The organism is Verrucomicrobiia bacterium, from assembly GCA_035629175.1.
Taxonomy (GTDB): domain Bacteria; phylum Verrucomicrobiota; class Verrucomicrobiia; order Limisphaerales; family DASXHY01; genus DASXHY01.
Map to the genome: position 1 here is coordinate 1 of DASPIL010000040.1, position 16,186 is coordinate 16,186.

Annotated in this window: 15 protein-coding genes, 1 tRNA gene and 1 pseudogene; 8 read left to right on the plus strand and 9 right to left on the minus strand. The window is 56.7% G+C overall.

Annotated elements, in window-relative coordinates; all coding sequences use genetic code 11:
- The first annotated feature begins 239 nt into the window (after positions 1–239).
- Genes rfbA through rfbB form a run of 3 tightly spaced genes read left to right on the plus strand, consistent with a single transcriptional unit; the run spans position 240 to position 3,142 of the window.
- On the plus strand, positions 240–1,124 hold the full coding sequence (gene rfbA / locus VEH04_06220) for a glucose-1-phosphate thymidylyltransferase RfbA (protein ID HYG22362.1): 885 nt from the start codon (positions 240–242) through the stop codon (positions 1,122–1,124).
- Positions 1,121–2,080: a sugar nucleotide-binding protein gene (locus tag VEH04_06225; GenBank protein HYG22363.1), complete on the plus strand. Its 960-nt coding sequence runs from the start codon at positions 1,121–1,123 to the stop codon at positions 2,078–2,080. Before rfbA ends, VEH04_06225 begins: the two co-directional genes overlap by 4 nt.
- 27 nt (positions 2,081–2,107) lie before the next feature.
- Positions 2,108–3,142, plus strand: a complete 1,035-nt coding sequence (gene rfbB, locus VEH04_06230) for a dTDP-glucose 4,6-dehydratase (protein HYG22364.1) — start codon at positions 2,108–2,110, stop codon at positions 3,140–3,142.
- 106 nt (positions 3,143–3,248) lie between these two features.
- Here the strand turns inward: rfbB and VEH04_06235 are convergent, their stop codons facing one another.
- Complete coding sequence (locus VEH04_06235) at positions 3,249–3,632, minus strand: DCC1-like thiol-disulfide oxidoreductase family protein (protein HYG22365.1); 384 nt, start codon at positions 3,630–3,632, stop codon at positions 3,249–3,251.
- Between the two features lie 72 nt (positions 3,633–3,704).
- Between VEH04_06235 and rpiB the strand changes: the two genes are divergently transcribed.
- The gene (gene rpiB, locus VEH04_06240; GenBank protein ID HYG22366.1) at positions 3,705–4,181 is read left to right on the plus strand and encodes a ribose 5-phosphate isomerase B; all 477 of its coding nucleotides are present in this window, start codon (positions 3,705–3,707) and stop codon (positions 4,179–4,181) included.
- Positions 4,182–4,319: 138 nt separating this feature from the next.
- Here the strand turns inward: rpiB and VEH04_06245 are convergent.
- From VEH04_06245 to VEH04_06260, 4 genes and pseudogenes are all read right to left on the minus strand, one after another.
- A pseudogene (locus tag VEH04_06245) lies at positions 4,320–5,806 on the minus strand (FumA C-terminus/TtdB family hydratase beta subunit).
- Positions 5,807–5,875: 69 nt separating this feature from the next.
- A complete protein-coding gene (locus tag VEH04_06250) occupies positions 5,876–6,241 on the minus strand; it encodes a hypothetical protein (GenBank protein ID HYG22367.1) in 366 nt (121 codons plus the stop codon).
- A 70-nt stretch (positions 6,242–6,311) separates the two neighbouring features.
- Positions 6,312–6,992 (minus strand): GDSL-type esterase/lipase family protein, encoded by a 681-nt coding sequence (locus VEH04_06255; protein ID HYG22368.1) that lies wholly within the window; start codon positions 6,990–6,992, stop codon positions 6,312–6,314.
- A gap of 259 nt (positions 6,993–7,251) precedes the next feature.
- On the minus strand, positions 7,252–8,061 hold the full coding sequence (locus VEH04_06260; GenBank protein HYG22369.1) for a penicillin-binding transpeptidase domain-containing protein: 810 nt from the start codon (positions 8,059–8,061) through the stop codon (positions 7,252–7,254).
- Positions 8,062–8,250: 189 nt separating this feature from the next.
- Between VEH04_06260 and VEH04_06265 the strand changes: the two genes are divergently transcribed.
- The gene (locus VEH04_06265) at positions 8,251–9,663 is read left to right on the plus strand and encodes a choice-of-anchor tandem repeat GloVer-containing protein (protein HYG22370.1); all 1,413 of its coding nucleotides are present in this window, start codon (positions 8,251–8,253) and stop codon (positions 9,661–9,663) included.
- Between the two features lie 156 nt (positions 9,664–9,819).
- On the opposite strand, the gene VEH04_06270 is transcribed toward VEH04_06265, so the two are convergent.
- Positions 9,820–11,025 carry an ammonium transporter gene (locus tag VEH04_06270; GenBank protein ID HYG22371.1) on the minus strand — a complete coding sequence of 402 codons (1,206 nt, stop codon included), beginning with the start codon at positions 11,023–11,025 and terminating at the stop codon, positions 9,820–9,822.
- A 225-nt stretch (positions 11,026–11,250) separates the two neighbouring features.
- Positions 11,251–11,589, minus strand: coding sequence for a P-II family nitrogen regulator (locus VEH04_06275; protein HYG22372.1), 339 nt, complete (start codon positions 11,587–11,589; stop codon positions 11,251–11,253).
- A 378-nt stretch (positions 11,590–11,967) separates the two neighbouring features.
- Here VEH04_06275 and VEH04_06280 point away from each other — a divergent pair, with 378 nt between their 5' ends.
- Positions 11,968–12,927 (plus strand): LysR family transcriptional regulator, encoded by a 960-nt coding sequence (locus tag VEH04_06280; GenBank protein ID HYG22373.1) that lies wholly within the window; start codon positions 11,968–11,970, stop codon positions 12,925–12,927.
- Here VEH04_06280 and VEH04_06285 read toward each other — a convergent pair.
- Both VEH04_06285 and VEH04_06290 read right to left on the minus strand, forming a co-directional pair.
- Positions 12,911–13,462 carry a hypothetical protein gene (locus tag VEH04_06285; GenBank protein HYG22374.1) on the minus strand — a complete coding sequence of 184 codons (552 nt, stop codon included), beginning with the start codon at positions 13,460–13,462 and terminating at the stop codon, positions 12,911–12,913. The genes VEH04_06280 and VEH04_06285 overlap by 17 nt on opposite strands.
- Positions 13,463–13,495: 33 nt before the next feature.
- Positions 13,496–13,573: transfer RNA gene (locus VEH04_06290), tRNA-Pro, on the minus strand.
- Between the two features lie 191 nt (positions 13,574–13,764).
- Between VEH04_06290 and VEH04_06295 the strand changes: the two genes are divergently transcribed.
- Positions 13,765–15,000 carry a 4-hydroxy-3-methylbut-2-enyl diphosphate reductase gene (locus tag VEH04_06295; GenBank protein HYG22375.1) on the plus strand — a complete coding sequence of 412 codons (1,236 nt, stop codon included), beginning with the start codon at positions 13,765–13,767 and terminating at the stop codon, positions 14,998–15,000.
- A 34-nt stretch (positions 15,001–15,034) separates the two neighbouring features.
- Positions 15,035–16,186 carry a deoxyguanosinetriphosphate triphosphohydrolase gene (locus VEH04_06300; GenBank protein ID HYG22376.1) on the plus strand — a complete coding sequence of 384 codons (1,152 nt, stop codon included), beginning with the start codon at positions 15,035–15,037 and terminating at the stop codon, positions 16,184–16,186.

Here is a 16,186-nt window from a genome sequence, read left to right on the forward strand (position 1 = left end):
TCGCCGCACGTGCTCCAGCGGCAAATCCTCCGCTTCAATCTTCTGCACAACGCCCATCTTGAACGCCTCGCTATACCGAATACCATGATTTTGCCCTGCTCGTTTTGCCATATGAGTGACAACCTATTTCAGGACCGGACCCTGCGGATTCTGCGGAGTTCCATTGATGTAACTCCGGAGGTCGCAAGCCCAATTGCATCTTGCTCCGCGTCGTCGTCTCCGCGTAGTTTTTGCGCCGAATGAAAGGCATTATCCTGGCTGGTGGCGCAGGCTCCCGGCTGTTTCCACTCACACTGGTTGCGAGCAAGCAACTGCAACCCGTGTACGATAAACCGATGGTTTATTATCCGCTGACGACGCTCATCGAAGGCGGCATCCGCGAATTTTGCTTGATTTCGACCCCCCATGACCTGCCGCGTTTTCGGCAGTTGCTTGGGGACGGAAGCGCGTGGGGATTATCGATTGATTATCGCGAACAGTCGAAGCCGGAGGGTATTGCGCAGGCGTTCCTGATCGCCGAATCTTTCATTGGCAATGACGCGGTGACTTTGATCCTCGGCGACAACGTGTTTTACGGCGGAGACAGTTTTCAACGGGCATTCAGCGAGTTCAAGCAGGGCGCGACGATTTTTGGATATCATGTCAACGATCCCGAGCGCTATGGCGTTGTGGAGTTTGATGCGAGCGGGCGCGCAATTTCGATTGAGGAAAAGCCTCAGCAACCGAAAAGCAACTACGCCGTGCCAGGACTTTATATCTTCGACAACGAAGTCGTGGCGGTTACGAAGGCACTGAAGCCCTCCGCGCGCGGCGAATTGGAAATCACTGACGTGAATGTCGAATACATGAAGCGGGGAAAACTCCGCGTGTGCCGCCTCAATCGCGGCTTCGCCTGGCTGGATGCCGGCACCAGCAGCAGCCTCCATGAGGCGTCAGCCTACGTGCAAACGATTGAGAAACGACAGGGCGTCAAGATTGGCTGCCCCGAGGAAGCTGCCTATCGCCAGGGATTCTTGTCCCTCGCCAAACTGCAGGCGCTTACCGGGAAGCTCCCAAACTGCGAGTACCGCCATTACCTGGAGAATGTTATCAGCGAGGCGACACGGCTCGCAGCAAATTCATGAGCTCAATTGTTGCACTCGCCGGCGCGACCGGCTATGTCGGCCAGGTTTTCGCCGCTGAACTCAAACGCCGCGGACACACCTGTATTCCGCTGACCCGCAAGGAGGTCGATTACACCCGGTTCGATCGGCTCCTGAATTTCCTGCAGGAACGCAAACCGGATTTCCTGGTGAACGCCGCTGGATACACGGGAAAACCGAATGTCGATGCTTGCGAAACTGCAAAAGCCGACACCCTTGCCGGGAATACGCTGCTGCCGCAAACGATGGCGCACGCCTGCGCCGCCGCGGGCGTTCCCTGGGGACATGTGTCTTCAGGCTGCATTTATTCAGGAGCGAAGATCGTTGAAAACGGAAGCGTCCGCGCCGAAAAGGACCTCACCCTTCCCGTGCTGCGGCGCCTGGTTGAGCAATCCCCCGAAAAGGTCCGCGGGTTTACCGAGGACGACGCGCCCAACTTTTCCTTCCGCGACAGCCCATGCAGTTTCTACAGCGGCACCAAGGCCCTGGGTGAAGAGGCCATGGCAAACACCGGCCAGAGCTACGTCTGGCGGCTGCGCATTCCCTTTGATGAGTTCGACAGCCCCCGCAATTATCTCAGCAAGGTTCAGCGCTACTCCAAGGTTTACGACAACGTGAACTCGATCTCGCACCGGCTCGATTTCGTCCGAGCCTGCCTGGATACCTGGGAATTGCGCGCACCGTTTGGCACCTACAATGTCACCAATCCCGGATTCGTGACGACGCGACAGGTGGTTGAACTGCTGGAGAAAATCCTGAAGCCAGACCGCAAATTCGAGTTTTGGGAAAGCGATGAGGAATTCTACAAAGTCGCTGCCAAGACTCCGCGATCCAACTGCGTCCTCGACATTTCCAAGCTGTTGAACGCCGGCGTGAAGATACGCCCGGTCGTCGACGCCCTCGAGGATTCCCTGAATCGTTGGACCCCTGAGAAGTAAACGGATCGCAAATTTCGCAGTTCTCCCATGAACCTACTCATTACTGGTGGCGCCGGATTCATCGGTTCCAACCTGATTCATCACATCATCGACGACCCGGCCGTGACGCGCCTTGTCAACCTGGATTGCCTCACCTACGCAGGCCATCTCGAAAATCTCGCAAACGTATCGAAGCATCCGAAATACGTTTTCGAAAAGGTTGACCTGCGGGACAAGGCGGCTGTCGCAGATGTGGTGCATCGACACAGGATCACGCACGTGATGCATCTCGCAGCGGAATCACACGTGGACCGCTCCATTTCCGGGCCTGGCGACTTCATCCATACGAATGTCGTGGGGACATTCAACCTTCTGGAGGCATGCCGCGACCTTTGGTTTAGTGCGCAATCCGGAATCCGCGACCTGCAAACGGAATGCCGCTTTCACCACGTTTCAACAGACGAAGTCTACGGCAGCCTGGGAGCCACGGGTTATTTTACCGAATCGACGCCCTACGCTCCGAATTCCCCGTATTCTTCCAGCAAGGCTGGAAGTGACATGCTGGTCCGGGCTTATCATCACACGTACGGTATGCCGACGGTGATCACCAATTGCTCCAACAACTACGGGCCGTTTCAATTCCCGGAAAAGTTGATTCCTGTCGTGATTCAAAGCGTCCTCGCTCGCAAGCCTGTTCCGGTTTACGGCGATGGCATGAATGTCCGTGACTGGCTTTATGTGCGCGACCACGCTGAAGCCCTGTGGACCGTGATCCGTCGCGGCACACTCGGCGAAACCTACAATATCGGCGGACACAACGAATGGGCGAACATCAACATCGTTCGCCTGATCTGCGATCTGATCGATGAACTCGCGCCCCAAGTCGGCGGCACCTCACAAAGCCTCATCACATTTGTGAAAGATCGTCCAGGCCATGACCGTCGCTACGCGATTGATGCTTCGAAGATCGAAAGAGAACTTGGTTGGGTGCCCGCCCACACGTTTGAAAAAGGAATCCGCGAAACCGTGAAGTGGTACCTCGAAAACCAGCCTTGGGTGAACCAGGTGCTGAAGCGCGGATAAAAGCGAACGCCCTGTGCCGACGCGAAGCGCCTCAGCACAGGCATTGAAATGTGCGGGAGAAGGTCGCTCGACTCTCGCAAGGCTGACGGTGAAACAGTTGCAGCGTTCAGAATAGCTTCGACAGCCAGCTCCGATTCCGCGCGACAAAGCGATATCCCCAGTCCACGACAGCCGCAAACCATGGGAATCGTTGATACCAGCGCAACCATCTGGCGGCGGATCCCGAGTTTGACGAACCAAGCGACCGCAGCACCGCTTCAGCTCCCCGGCTCACCGAGCCGTCAATTGAGACCAGGTGCACAGCTTCGTCGAACTGGGCTGCGGGTATTTCCGGAAAGCGTTCGGCCACTTCCCTGCCCTGCGAAGGAAGGTAATCAACACCTGCCCCGGTTGCCCGACGCCAGCGTTGAATCCAGCGGCGGCAGAAACCGCATTCGCCATCGTAAATCAGGACGGGGCGGGAGGGCCGTTGCGCAACGTGACGGATCATTTTCACTCTGAGATTACTGCGCACGGTACCTCTGGCCAAGAGGGTTTGAACGTGCCATTCTCTGCCATCCTTATGAAGATCGCGATTGGCTCCGATCATGCAGGTTTCCAATACAAGGAAGCCATCAAGCGCCAGCTAATATCCCGCGGCCATGCCGTTGACGATTTCGGATGCGACTCTGATGCGGTCCTGGTGGATTATCCCACCTTCATCCGCCCTGTGGCTGAAGCAGTGAAAAACGGAACAGCGGAGCGCGGGATTGTCCTCGGTGGGTCTGGAAACGGCGAAGCGATTACAGCCAATCGCGTCCAGGGAATCCGTTGCACGGTCTGCTGGAACCTGGAATCCGCGCGCCTGGCCCGCCAGCACAATGACGCCAATGTTCTATCGCTCGGCCAGAGGATGATCTCGCTCGAAGCGGCGCTGGAGATTGTTCGAGTCTGGCTGGAAACGCCGTTTGAAGGCGGCCGTCACGTGCGGCGTATTCAACTTATCGACGAACCCAGCCTCGCAACCCCGGGATTTCCGGCCCATCGAGTTCAGAGTTGAAAATCGCGGCGTCCGAATCTGTGTTCATCCGTCTCCATCCGTGGTTAAACTTCCCCCCTTCAATTCGCGAAGATTAGCGTAATTCGCGTAAACCCGTTTTCCCCCTTACCGCTTTGGTTCCCGCTCTCCCGCGCTGTGTCAGACGTACTTCGCCAACTCAGCCTGGCTGGCCGCCAGCACTTCCTTATGCAGCGACTTGCCGTGAGAATCGATGGTCACCACGGCCGGGAAGTTCTCGACTTCGAATTCCCAGATCGCTTCGGGCGCGCCGAATTCCTCCATCATGTAAACGTTCTTCACGCGTTTGATGCATTCAGCGAGCACCTGCGCCGCGCCGCCAATCGCGTGGAGATAGACCGCGCCGTAATCCCGGCAGGCCGCAAGCGTCTTGTCGCCCATGCCACCTTTTCCAATCACGCCGCGGAGGCCGAAATCACGGATGACCTGCCATTGATAAGGTTCTTCGCGGATCGAAGTTGTCGGACCCGCGGCAACGCACTTCCAGTTCCCCTGCTCGTCCTTGATGACGACGGGACCGCAATGATAAAGGATGCCTCCCTGCAGATTCACTTCGGGCGGGAGCTTGCCGCCTTCGTGCAGATATTTGTGAACGGCGTCGCGTCCTGTGAACACAGTTCCGCTGATGCCCACTTCATCGCCAAGTTTAAGGCTGCGAATGGCGGCTTCCGAAATTGGAGTGCCAAGGGAAATCATAGTTTTGATGAATTCGGGTCGAGGCAGCGGGTTCAATACAACCAGTTTTGCACGGCGCCGTCGCCATTCAGCGAGACACCCTGCCTTCGATAGGCCCAGCACATGTAGCTGACGCTGACGAAGTACGAGGCAGGCACGCGGTTCAGAACGCCGATCTTCGCACCGAGCAGCGTTGTTTTGCCGCCGAAACCCATCGGTCCAATTCCCAGCTTGTTCGCGGTTGCCACGATTTCCTTTTCCATCTGGTCCAGCTCCCCATTGGGATTGGTGTCGTCCAGCTTGCGCAGCAGTTGCTGCTTGGAAGCTTCATAGCCCGTGGCGCGGTCTCCGCCAATGCAGATTCCAAGTATGCCGGGTCCGCAGCCCTTTCCCTGCGCCTGCAGGACTGCATCGAGAATCGCCTTCCGGCAGCCGTCCAGGTCGCGATTCGCCTTTATTTTTTCATTCGGCAAGGAGTATTGAGCGCCGACATTTTCGCAACCCCCACCCTTCAAAATAAGCCGCACGCTGACTTCGGGGGAACGATGCTGGTGAAAATGCACGGTGGGTGCTCCCGGCCCGAGATTCGTCCCGTCATTCCTGCCCGTTATGGAATCCACGGAGTTCTGCCGCAGAAAGCCTTTTTTCGTCGCGAGCTTCACAGCTTCGCGTGCCGTGTCCTCAAACGCGATCTGATCAAATCCAATTGGACAATCGACGTAAAAAATCACGCTGCCGGTATCCTGGCAGATCGGCTGCGACTTGTTCTTCGCCAGCGCAATGTTCTGCTCAATGATCTTGATCGCGCTTTCCGCAATCGTCCCTTTCTTCTCCTCCTCCAGCGAACGGGTTATCGCTTTGTGGACGTCTTCGGGGATTTCAGCAGAAGTTCGGCGGATCAGTTCGAGCAGGGAGTCTTGCAACGCGTTCATTACGAGCCCGGAAAGTAAGCATGGACCCGGGTCTAGTCAACTGAACCGCCTGTTTAACAGATTTCTGCATCATCTGTTGAAGTATTGCTCAAAAGGCTGCAGAACCCCGAGCTTGAGAAGGACAACGATCCCGGCGGTGTAGACAAGGGAGATGCCAAGATCGCGGATCACACCCCGCCGGGTGAACTGTTTATCCCCGGCCCACATGAGCTTCTGCACGCCCTTGTGCATCAGGAGAAATCCCACGACGTTTGTCAGCCAATAGCCCACGATCACGGAGGCTTCAGATGCCGGCGGATGAAGCAGGCTGATGACCCACGCGAAGCCGACCGCGATAGGAACATTGATGAGGAGATCGTTCCACCACGACAGCGGCGACAGCATGAATCCAAGCACGGTGAGGATGCTTCCAACGATCTTCTGCCGGGCTCGCATAAGGCATCCTCCCTCCCGCGTGCTCGCTTGGTCGGCGCTGCCACCCAAAGCGCCGCACCCTCCGTGTCGCTTAGCGAATCAGCTTTCGCAGAACGTTGAAGTAACGAACAGCGATTTTCTGTTCGCCCCTGACATTCGGGTGCACCCCGTCGATCGTGTCGCGCTTAACGCTGAAGCTGGCCGCGAGGTTCACAATCCCAACCCTGCCGCCGCTCCGTTTTTGAATTTTGCACGCACTCTTCACTGCTGCCTTTAGCATCGACATGCCCCGCTTGCTTTGGCCCGCGTACGGGGTGGTTTGCGCAAGGAGCACGATCACGGCAGGATTCACCGCGCGCAATTCATCTATGATGCTGACAAGATTATTGCGCGTCTCGCTTGCAGGAATGCCCTCCAAAACATCATTCGAGCCGATGTCGAGCAGCACGATGTCGGGCACTGTCGCCGCAGCAATGGATTCAATGCTGAACAGCAGGTCACTGGTGGTCCAGCCCGGATGGCCTTCGTGGTGCTGGTCAAAATCAGTGTTCCCGGGTGAACCTCCCGCAACGCCCCACTGCGTTCCAACGAAATCCACATCGAACCCGCGTCGTGTCAGAATCGTCCACAGCCAGTAGCGATAACTTGAATTCGGGGCAAATGAGGATGTGACGGAGTCGCCGAGAGGCAGGATGCGCGTTTGACCGGCGAGGGAAGCTGGCAACAGGCAGACAACAGCAAGCGCGAGCAGAATGAATCTCTGAATCTTCATGGCGGCCACCATAAAAAACCCCTGTACCCCGGCCAATGGAGGGAATGCCCGAAGGGGGATAGGGTTGTCACCTGACGGAGTTCCTCTGAAGATTTCACTCCCGCGCGCATCCGGCCGGTGCGCGATACCGACGGCGAAGTCTGCGGACAGATTGCAAAAAAGAAAAGCCAGGCGTTACGCGTCTGCCTTGTTGATTCAATGGGAACGAACGCATTTGAATGGGAATCTGTTTAACCGGGCGAACTGTCAGACGCCTCGCTCATATCTGAAGCTTCTTCAAAATGGCTTCAGTGATCTCGCGTGCCTTTCTCCCACTGGCATCGCGCTCTCCTGTGATGCGGGTCGCGAAAAAGACAGACCGCTCTCCGTCCATCACGCAGCCAACAAACCATCCCAATCGCGCAATATCCGCCTTGGCGTCGCCCGCAGTCCCGGTCTTGCCATAAAAGATTCGCCGGTCCCGGTTGCGTGACAGTTCGATCAAATTGCGTGTCGTTCGCTGTGCCTCCTTGCTCACGGGGAGGCGGTTGCCCCAAAGGCGTCGAAGAAACAACACCTGCTCGTCAGCAGAAATCAGCAAGGTGCTTTCCACCCAGAAATTGGTAAGGCCGCCGGTTATGTCCTGATTGCCATAATCCAAGCGGCGAACATGGTCGGCCATTCGCTCCGAGCCGATTCGCCGAGCGATTTCCTGGTAAAACCACAGGACCGAATTGGACATGGCGCTTCGCATGGTATGGTCGCCGTTCCATGGCGTGATGGGCCTCATCACGCCATCCCACTTCAGAGAAAACTCCGGGCCCGTCACCACCCCCGTGTTCAGGGCAATCAGTGAATTGGCAATTTTAAAAGTCGAACAGGGTGTGAATCGCTCAGCACAACCTCCCGGATTGTAACGGATGTAACTGTCCGACTGCGCATCGTATAGAACAAAGCAGCCCTCGCGGCCGCCAAAAAGCTCGGAGAAGTCACGATTTGTGACCGTAGTGCAGAATCCCGCAGCACCTCCAGCCAGCCAAAACAGCACAATGATCAAATACTGCCTGTGGCGGCTAGGTTTTGTGGTCATGGCGCAATGACAACGGAAGTTCCAAGCCGATCAAGAAAAAAAGATGAGCGCAGCCGCCGAGAACGCATGTGACGAATATTGTCACCCACGATCCAGAATGCGACGCGCCAAGAAGTTTTAATCGCCCTATCTGGGCCCAATGATTGACCCATCGAATTCACTGGTAACTTCGATCCGGCCGGTCGAGCATTGCTCATCAACAAAACTTTAACCCCGAACCTGCTGCTCTCCGCATTAGTAGCAATCCTCGCTTTCGCACTGACCGATCGCGTTGCGGCTCAGCTGTTCACCAATCTGCATAATTTCACTGGCGCTGACGGAGCCTATCCCCAGGCTGGTTTGGTGTTATCGGAAGGCTACCTATACGGCACAACCTTTAGTGGCGTCACCTCCGGCAACGGCACCGTGTTCAAAATTAAAACCGATGGAACTGGCCTCGCGCTGCTGCATAGTTTTAGCGCCACGCCGTCTTCGGGACCTCCCTTCAACAGCGACGGCGCCAATCCGCAGGCCGGATTGGTATTGGCCGGCGACACCTTGTATGGAACGACGCGGAATGGCGGCACTTTCGGGAACGGCGCCGTGTTCAAAGTTAAGACGGATGGCACCGGTTATACGAACATGCATAGCTTCACATTGATGTTCGCCGCCACCAACAGCGACGGCGCACATCCGTATGGCGGTCTCGTCTTATCAGGCGACTCATTATACGGAACCACCTATCATGGCGGCAGATCGGGTCGGGGAATTGTTTTCTCCATCAGCACCAACGGCACGGGATTCACGAACCTCCACAGCTTGACAGGAACCGATGGTTCCAACCCGGCATCCACCCTCGCTTCGTCGGGAAGCGTTCTATTTGGCACTACCGCTTTCGGCGGCGGTGCCGGCAACGGAACGGTTTTCGCCGTCAATGCCGATGGCAGCGGATTTACCAATCTTCATGTTTTCTCGGCTGTTTTTGGCTCGAGTTTCACCAACACCGATGGAACGACGCTCTACACCGGATTGACTTTGTCAGGCAATGTTCTGTACGGGACGGCGTATGCGGGCGGATTTTTCGGAAGGGGCACGGTGTTTGGCGTGGGTACCGATGGCTCAAATTTTACGAACCTGCATAACTTCGCGCAAAATGAGGGAGCATATCCATCCGGGGAATTGGTGATGAATGGCGGCGCACTATACGGAACAACCTATCAAGGTGGCAGTTTTGGCGATGGAACAGTGTTTGCACTGAACACGGATGGGTCGGCGTTTACGACCCTCCACAATCTGCAATCGAGCACGGATGGCGGCTTTCCATTGGCGGGCCTGGCTTTATCGGGCAGCGCACTCTACGGCACTGCCCAGGGAGGCAGCTTCGGTGTCGGCACGATCTTCTGCCTTTTCGTACTTCCACGGCTGGAAATCACGCGGTCGGAGGCAAATATCGTTTTGAGGTGGCCGGCAAACGCCACAGCATTCGCTCTGGAATCAACGACCAATCTGGTTCCGCCGGTAGTTTGGAATGCGGTTGCTCAGGAACCGATCGTCGTTGAGGGAGAGAACGTGACGACCGAATCCATTTCCGGTGAGCAAAGCTTTTTTCGATTGCGGCACTGATTTGACGCGCGCAGTTGTGACTGCAACCAGGCGCGGGATCTTACGAGGCAAGCAGGACTTCCATGTGCAGCTGAGTTCGACTGCCAAATCCCATTTGAATGAAATAAAAAGCGGGCGGCTCCTCAAAAGCCGCCCGCGTGAATGTCCCGCTTTCGGTTATTTCTCAGCCATGGGCTGGAAATCCGGATAGGCGTGGTTGCCGTGCTCGCCGATATCGAGTCCTTCCATTTCTTCCTCTGCCGATACACGCAAGCCCATGACCATCTTGATCACGAAGAACGCAACGAAGGCGAAGATGAACGTGAACAGGCCGACGGCAATAATGCCTTTCAACTGGCTGATCAACTGGGCGCCTCCTGCTTTCGCACCAAAGATTCCAACAGCGAGGGTGCCCCAAATGCCGCACACCAGGTGAACCGAGAGAGCGCCCACAGGGTCGTCGAGTTTGACCTTGTCGAAGAACAACACCGAGAAGACGACAACGATTCCAGAAACCAGGCCTATGATCAGTGACGAGGTCATTGCCATCTGATCGGCTCCCGCTGTAATGCCAACCAGTCCCGCGAGGATGCCATTGAGGACCATTGATAGATCAGGTTTTTTAAGAACAACCCACGAGGTTATCATCGCGCCGATCGCACCTGCAGCTGCTGCGAGGCAGGTGGTCACAAGGGTGAGCGAAACGAGCGCGGGGTTCGCAGAAAGCACTGAACCGCCGTTGAAGCCAAACCAGCCGAGCCACAGCAAGAACACGCCGATGGTTGCGAGCGGCATGCTGTGACCGAGAATTGGCCGTACGCGGCCGCCCACATATTTTCCAAGTCGTGGTCCAAGGATAATCACACCGGCGAGGGCGCCCCATCCGCCAACTGAGTGAACCAGGGTTGAACCGGCGAAGTCATAAAATCCCGCATCGTTCAACCAACCAAGTCCCCATTTCCAGCTGCCCGTGATCGGATAGCTGATCGTGACGAACAGAATGGTGAACACGATGAACGAGCTGAGCTTGATACGCTCCGCCACCGCACCCGACACGATTGTTGCCGCAGTAGCCGCGAACATTGCCTGGAAGAGGAAATCGGTCCAATACGTGTACCCTGCGTTGTATGAGTCGGTGAGTGCTGCGACGTCGTCGGCAACAGAAACGCCGAAACCTGCGAATCCAAACCACGAGCCGGACCCTTCCGCAAACCCGGGATACATCAGGTTGAAGCCGACAAACGCATACGTGACTATTCCAAGGCACGGAACGATCGCGTTTTTGAACATGATGTTAACGGCGTTCTTCGAACGGGTGAGGCCGGACTCCACGCACCCGAAGCCCAGATTCATAATGAAGACCAGCGCCGCGCAAAGCATCATCCAGAGGTTGTGCGCCGTGAAGATCGAATAACCCGGCGACGCAGCGAAGGCGTCGAGGTCGGCATATTTGGGAGCTTCCTCCGCGGTTGCGGCCGCCTCCGTGGCTGCTGCAATCACGTTTGTGTCCTGCGCCCATGCGCATGTAATCCCAGCGGTGATCAGCAGGATCAGCAGGGAAGTTTTAATCAGATATTTCATAGTTGGTTTTAGGTTCTATTTTCAGAGTTAGACGGCGGCTTCCCCTTTCTCATCGGTCCGGATGCGCACCGCATCCTCGACTGCAGACACAAAGACCTTGCCGTCGCCTATTTTCCCGGTCTTTGCCGCCTTGACGATTGCAGCGGTTACTGAGGCCGCCGCGGAATCTGCCACCACGATTTCGACTTTGATCTTGGGCAGGAAGTCCACCGTGTATTCACTGCCGCGGTAGATCTCCGTGTGGCCCTTCTGCCGGCCGAAACCCTTGACCTCGGTGACTGTCATGCCCTCAATTCCCACGTCGGCCAGGGCGTCTTTCACTTCCTCCAGTTTGAACGGTTTTATGATCGCTTCGATTTTCTTCATAGTTGCATCGTTGTTCGGGTGTTGTTGCGCCCACTGCGCACCGGTTGTTCGCCGCAACGGGTTTTGGTCCCAGCCCGCGAACCTCGTTGTCTGCGCGAACAGCTCGAATGGAAGTGGGCTTTAGCACCCGTGGTGCCACGACCGCTGCAGGCGATCGCCACGCGCCGTTTACCCCTGTTTCATTACGCGCGGCCCGCGGTTCGGTGAAAAAATTGAACTGTTCCGCTGAACCAATCGTTGGTGCAATTTGTTCAGCGAGTGACTTTTTCCACAGTGCCTCATGCGGCTGAAGCCGGGTACCTGCGAAATTGCTGGGAATTATGCCCAACCGCGACACGCGGCGCGGTAGGTTCAGGAACTGCTGAAGGCGCAGTGACCATGGAACTTCGTCTCTTGAAAGTGTTCAGCGCGATTGCTGAAAGCGGAAGTCTCGTCACGGCGGCCAACAAGCTCCATCTCACCCCGTCGGCTATGAGCCACAGTCTGCGGGCGCTCGAGACGCACCTGGGTTGCAGGCTCTTTGAGCGTGTCGGAAAGCGAATGGTGTTGAACCAGGCAGGCGATCAGTTGCTGCTCGCCATCCGGCAGCCGCTCCGCGCCCTTGAGACTGCGGCCGATGACGTCAAGCAGCTGGGGAAATGGGGACAGTCGCGCCTGCGGCTTGGCGCTGATGCCGCGGCGTGTCAGTTCATCCTGCCCGGCGTGATTCGTGATCTCAAAAAATCGAATCCCTCGCTCGAACTTCAAATCAGTTCGGGTGACACGGATCATTTATTGGATTTGCTCCGCGGTGCAAAAATCGACGTTGCCTTGTGCCTTGAGCCGGAGAGCAGCACGGGGTTCGACGTGCGATTTGTTTTTCGCGACGAACTGCTGCTGGTTTATTCGCCGGAGCATCCCTGGTCTGCCGGACGCCCCATTACACACGCCCAATTGTCTGAACAGGCGTTCATCGGATTTCCGCGGTCCACTCTCACGGCACGCATGCTGGCGGACTACCTGAAGGGGATGCAGGTCTCGCCGCGTTGGATTACCGAGGCCGACGACATCGGAATGATCGTGGAGTTCGTGAAACTTAATCTTGGAGTGGCGGCGCTGGCTCCCTGGACGATAAGCCATGAATTGGTGCGTGGGCGCCTGATGGCACGGCCCATGGGACCGAAACCTCTAAAACGGGAATGGGCGATTGTATCGCTCGCAGTCCGCCCCAAAACTTACCTCGAGGAATCCTTTTGCCGGCTCTGCCGAACCCACACTGCGGGAATTCGGCTGGATCGAAAGGATCTTCAGGGAGTGAACGAAGCTGCCATAGTTGACGACGTCAGAGTTCTTCAATGAATCCCCTGGCGGTCAGGCCTGCCGTGAGCACGTCCATGGCGCTCAGGACATCGCGGCCCGCCTTGTTCGCTGCAGCAGTTGCTTTTGCATCGAACGTGAGCGTTCCTCGATAACTCGCAAACAAGGCGTCGGCGCCTTCTCCGGAAATCCAGTTGCCAGTGATATTCAACGTTTTCGCGATAAACATGTATTGGGTTCCCACGTTCACATTCACGGCGTTTCCCTTGAAGTAGACTCCGCCGATGTCTGAGAACGGCACCGTAAGGCACATCTGCTCCCTGCCACCACCCGCCTGCAGGTAATCGACCCAAAACGTGTCGTAGGACCAAATCGTGAATCGTTTACGCTTCGGAACGATGTCGAGCTGCCGGAAGGTTCCCTGCTGATCCAGGATGCAATAACCGTTGTATTGAGTTGTCTTCGTAGCGCCCAGACCCGTCAGCGTTTCAGTGTAGGCTTGTCGATAAATGACAACCTGGGCGCGGGCGACGGTTGTAAGGGTCAATGCAATGATGACGGTGGCTAGGAATTTCATGTGGCACGTGAGCGGACTCCATTGTTTAAGAAGTGGTCGGAGCGACAGGATTTGAACCTGCGACGTCTTGCTCCCAAAGCAAGTGCTCTAGCCAGGCTGAGCTACGCTCCGATCAGGAGCGCTGAATATCCCCGGCCCCATCCGAATAAGCAATGACTTTCTCGAAATGTCTTTCCGACAAGCGATTCGGAGGACCCCGCCGGCAGCCGATCGTCGCAGGTCGGCGTCGACTTCCCGAAATGGGCGTGCCTTCGTTGCGGCTTTGGTCTCGACGGTTCAGCGCGTCGTGTTAACTTTCCGCCATGTCAACCGAAGCGCCTCAGGCGCCGAAAAAGGTCAATTTGCGCCGTCCAGATATCATGGAAGCGGTGCAGGCGCAGGTCCTTTCGCATTATCGCAGCGAACTCGTGGAACGCATCCGCGCGAATGGCGGGGTGGTTTCCGCGGGCGAACTCACCATCAAGCTGGCGAAGGAATTCGGGTTTTGTTACGGGGTTGAGCGGGCCATTGACCTCGCCTACGCCGCGAAAAAATATTTCACTGAGAACGCTCCCGGCACCCCGATCTACCTCCTCGGCGAAATCATTCACAACCCCGAGGTGAACGACCAAATCCGGAAGATGGGAATCATCATCATCTCTCCCAAACCCACAGAGGAGGAGCTCTCGCGTTTGATGAAGGGTGACGTCGTCATCATTCCTGCCTTCGGAACCGAAGTGAGCACCCGGCGCAAACTCGAGGAAAAAGGATGCGTCCTGGTCGATACCACGTGCGGAGACGTCATGGGCGTGTGGAAGCGGGTGCACCAGTATTCCAAGGACTCCGTCACGAGCATCATTCACGGAAAAGCCAAGCACGAGGAAACGAAGGCAACCACCTCCCAGGCCCGCGCCTACGGCAATGGCCATTACCTGGTGGTGTTCGACCTCGCAGAGACGGATTACGTCTGCAATTACATTCTCAATGGCGGAAACAAGCAGGAATTCCTCGAGAAGTTTAAAGGGGCGTATTCCGTGGGATTCGATCCCGAAGTGCATCTCACGGCCGTCGGTGTGGCCAATCAAACGACCATGCTGCGGGGCGAAACGGAAGAGGTGCAACGACGCATCCGCGCCGTGATGGAAAAGAAATACGGATCTGCAAGCCTGCCCACACACTTCCGGTTTTTTGACACCATTTGCGGCGCAACGCAGGATCGACAGGACGCATTGCAGAAGATGTTGAAAGAGCCGCTGGATCTTCTGATCGTCGTCGGTGGATACAATTCCTCAAACACTTCTCACCTGGCCGAGATGGGTGAGAAAGTCCTGCCGACTTACTTCATCAAGAACGCCGCCAAGATGGTTTCCGAAAAGCTGATCGTGCATTACAACCAGCACCTGCACAGCGAAGTGGAAACACCGAACTGGCTTCCCGACCACCGAGTGACCGTCGGCATCACGGCGGGCGCTTCGTGCCCAAACAGTTTGATCGAGGACAGCATCCGCCGGCTCTTCGAGCTGCGGGGGATATCCATCCAGCATCTGCTGGTGAATTAGCCGCCTCGCATCCTGCTGGCGAGCGCCACACCCGATGCCGCGAACGCGAACTGAACTGGAGCAGCTGGAACGCACTTCGCTCGCGGCCTATGCGCAGTTCAGCGATGAAACGGGCGGCCGCAAGCATCGCGAGGAGCCTCCCGAATGGCGCACCCACTACCAACGCGACCGCGACCGGGTCATTCATTCGCGCGCGTTTCGACGGCTTGAATACAAGACGCAGGTGTTCCTGAACGGCACGGGGGATCACCTGCGCACGCGGCTGACGCACACAATGGAGGTCGCGGGAATCACGCGCAACATTGCCCGCGCGCTCCGCCTGAACGAAGACCTCGCTGAGACGATCGCCCTCGCGCACGACCTGGGCCATTCGCCCTTCGGCCACAAGGGCGAGGCCGTTCTGAACGCGTTGATGAAAGGGCATGGCGGCTTTGAGCACAACCGGCACAGCCTTCGCATCGTAGAGGAACTGGAGCAGAAGTATCCCACGTTCCCAGGCCTGAACCTGACCTGGGAAGTACGCGAGGGATTGGTAAAACATTACACGGCATTCGACCATCCAGGCAGGCGCAAGGGATTCCAGGCGAAGAATTCCTCCCTCGAAGCACAGGTGGCGAATCTCGCAGACGAAATCACATATTACAGCCATGACCTCGACGACGGTCTGGATTCGGGTTTGTTGTCAGAACGCGATCTTGCCGCCAGCGTCCGTCTCTGGGCTGATGCAGCGAAACACGTGCGGGATGCGCATGGAAAGCTGCCAGACGAATGCCGCCGCTATTTCACGATCCGCACGCTGATCGACATGCAGGTGCGGGATGTTGTGGAGACGAGCGAACGCCTGATTTCAAAAGCCGGTGTCCGATCCGCTGATGAGGTGCGCTTGTGCGCGCAACTCCTGGTGCGATACAGCCCGCCGCGCCGCGCGCTGAACGTGGAGTTGCGGAAGTATCTTTACAAGAACCTGTATTACAACGCAGTCGTCAACGAGCCTCACTTGCGAGCCAAACAGCTGTTGAAGGATCTCTTCGCGTACTACATCAAGCATCCTGAATCGATCGGCGATCAGAGTCGCAAAAGGCTGCGGCGCCTTGGTCGGCATCGCGCCGTGTGTGATTACCTGGCGGGAATGACTGATCGTTATGCAATCCAGGAACACCAACGCATCTTCGCTGCCAAGCTGTAA

Coding starts and splice junctions, on each gene's coding strand:
- rfbA (HYG22362.1), top strand. CDS start 240: ATGAAAGGCATTATCCTGGCTGGTGGCGCAGGCTCCCGGCTGTTTCCA.
- VEH04_06225 (HYG22363.1), top strand. CDS start 1,121: ATGAGCTCAATTGTTGCACTCGCCGGCGCGACCGGCTATGTCGGCCAG.
- rfbB (HYG22364.1), top strand. CDS start 2,108: ATGAACCTACTCATTACTGGTGGCGCCGGATTCATCGGTTCCAACCTG.
- VEH04_06235 (HYG22365.1), bottom strand. CDS start 3,632: ATGATCCGTCACGTTGCGCAACGGCCCTCCCGCCCCGTCCTGATTTAC.
- rpiB (HYG22366.1), top strand. CDS start 3,705: ATGAAGATCGCGATTGGCTCCGATCATGCAGGTTTCCAATACAAGGAA.
- VEH04_06250 (HYG22367.1), bottom strand. CDS start 6,241: ATGCGAGCCCGGCAGAAGATCGTTGGAAGCATCCTCACCGTGCTTGGA.
- VEH04_06255 (HYG22368.1), bottom strand. CDS start 6,992: ATGAAGATTCAGAGATTCATTCTGCTCGCGCTTGCTGTTGTCTGCCTG.
- VEH04_06260 (HYG22369.1), bottom strand. CDS start 8,061: ATGACCACAAAACCTAGCCGCCACAGGCAGTATTTGATCATTGTGCTG.
- VEH04_06270 (HYG22371.1), bottom strand. CDS start 11,025: ATGATGCTTTGCGCGGCGCTGGTCTTCATTATGAATCTGGGCTTCGGG.
- VEH04_06275 (HYG22372.1), bottom strand. CDS start 11,589: ATGAAGAAAATCGAAGCGATCATAAAACCGTTCAAACTGGAGGAAGTG.
- VEH04_06280 (HYG22373.1), top strand. CDS start 11,968: ATGGAACTTCGTCTCTTGAAAGTGTTCAGCGCGATTGCTGAAAGCGGA.
- VEH04_06285 (HYG22374.1), bottom strand. CDS start 13,462: ATGAAATTCCTAGCCACCGTCATCATTGCATTGACCCTTACAACCGTC.
- VEH04_06295 (HYG22375.1), top strand. CDS start 13,765: ATGTCAACCGAAGCGCCTCAGGCGCCGAAAAAGGTCAATTTGCGCCGT.
- VEH04_06300 (HYG22376.1), top strand. CDS start 15,035: ATGCCGCGAACGCGAACTGAACTGGAGCAGCTGGAACGCACTTCGCTC.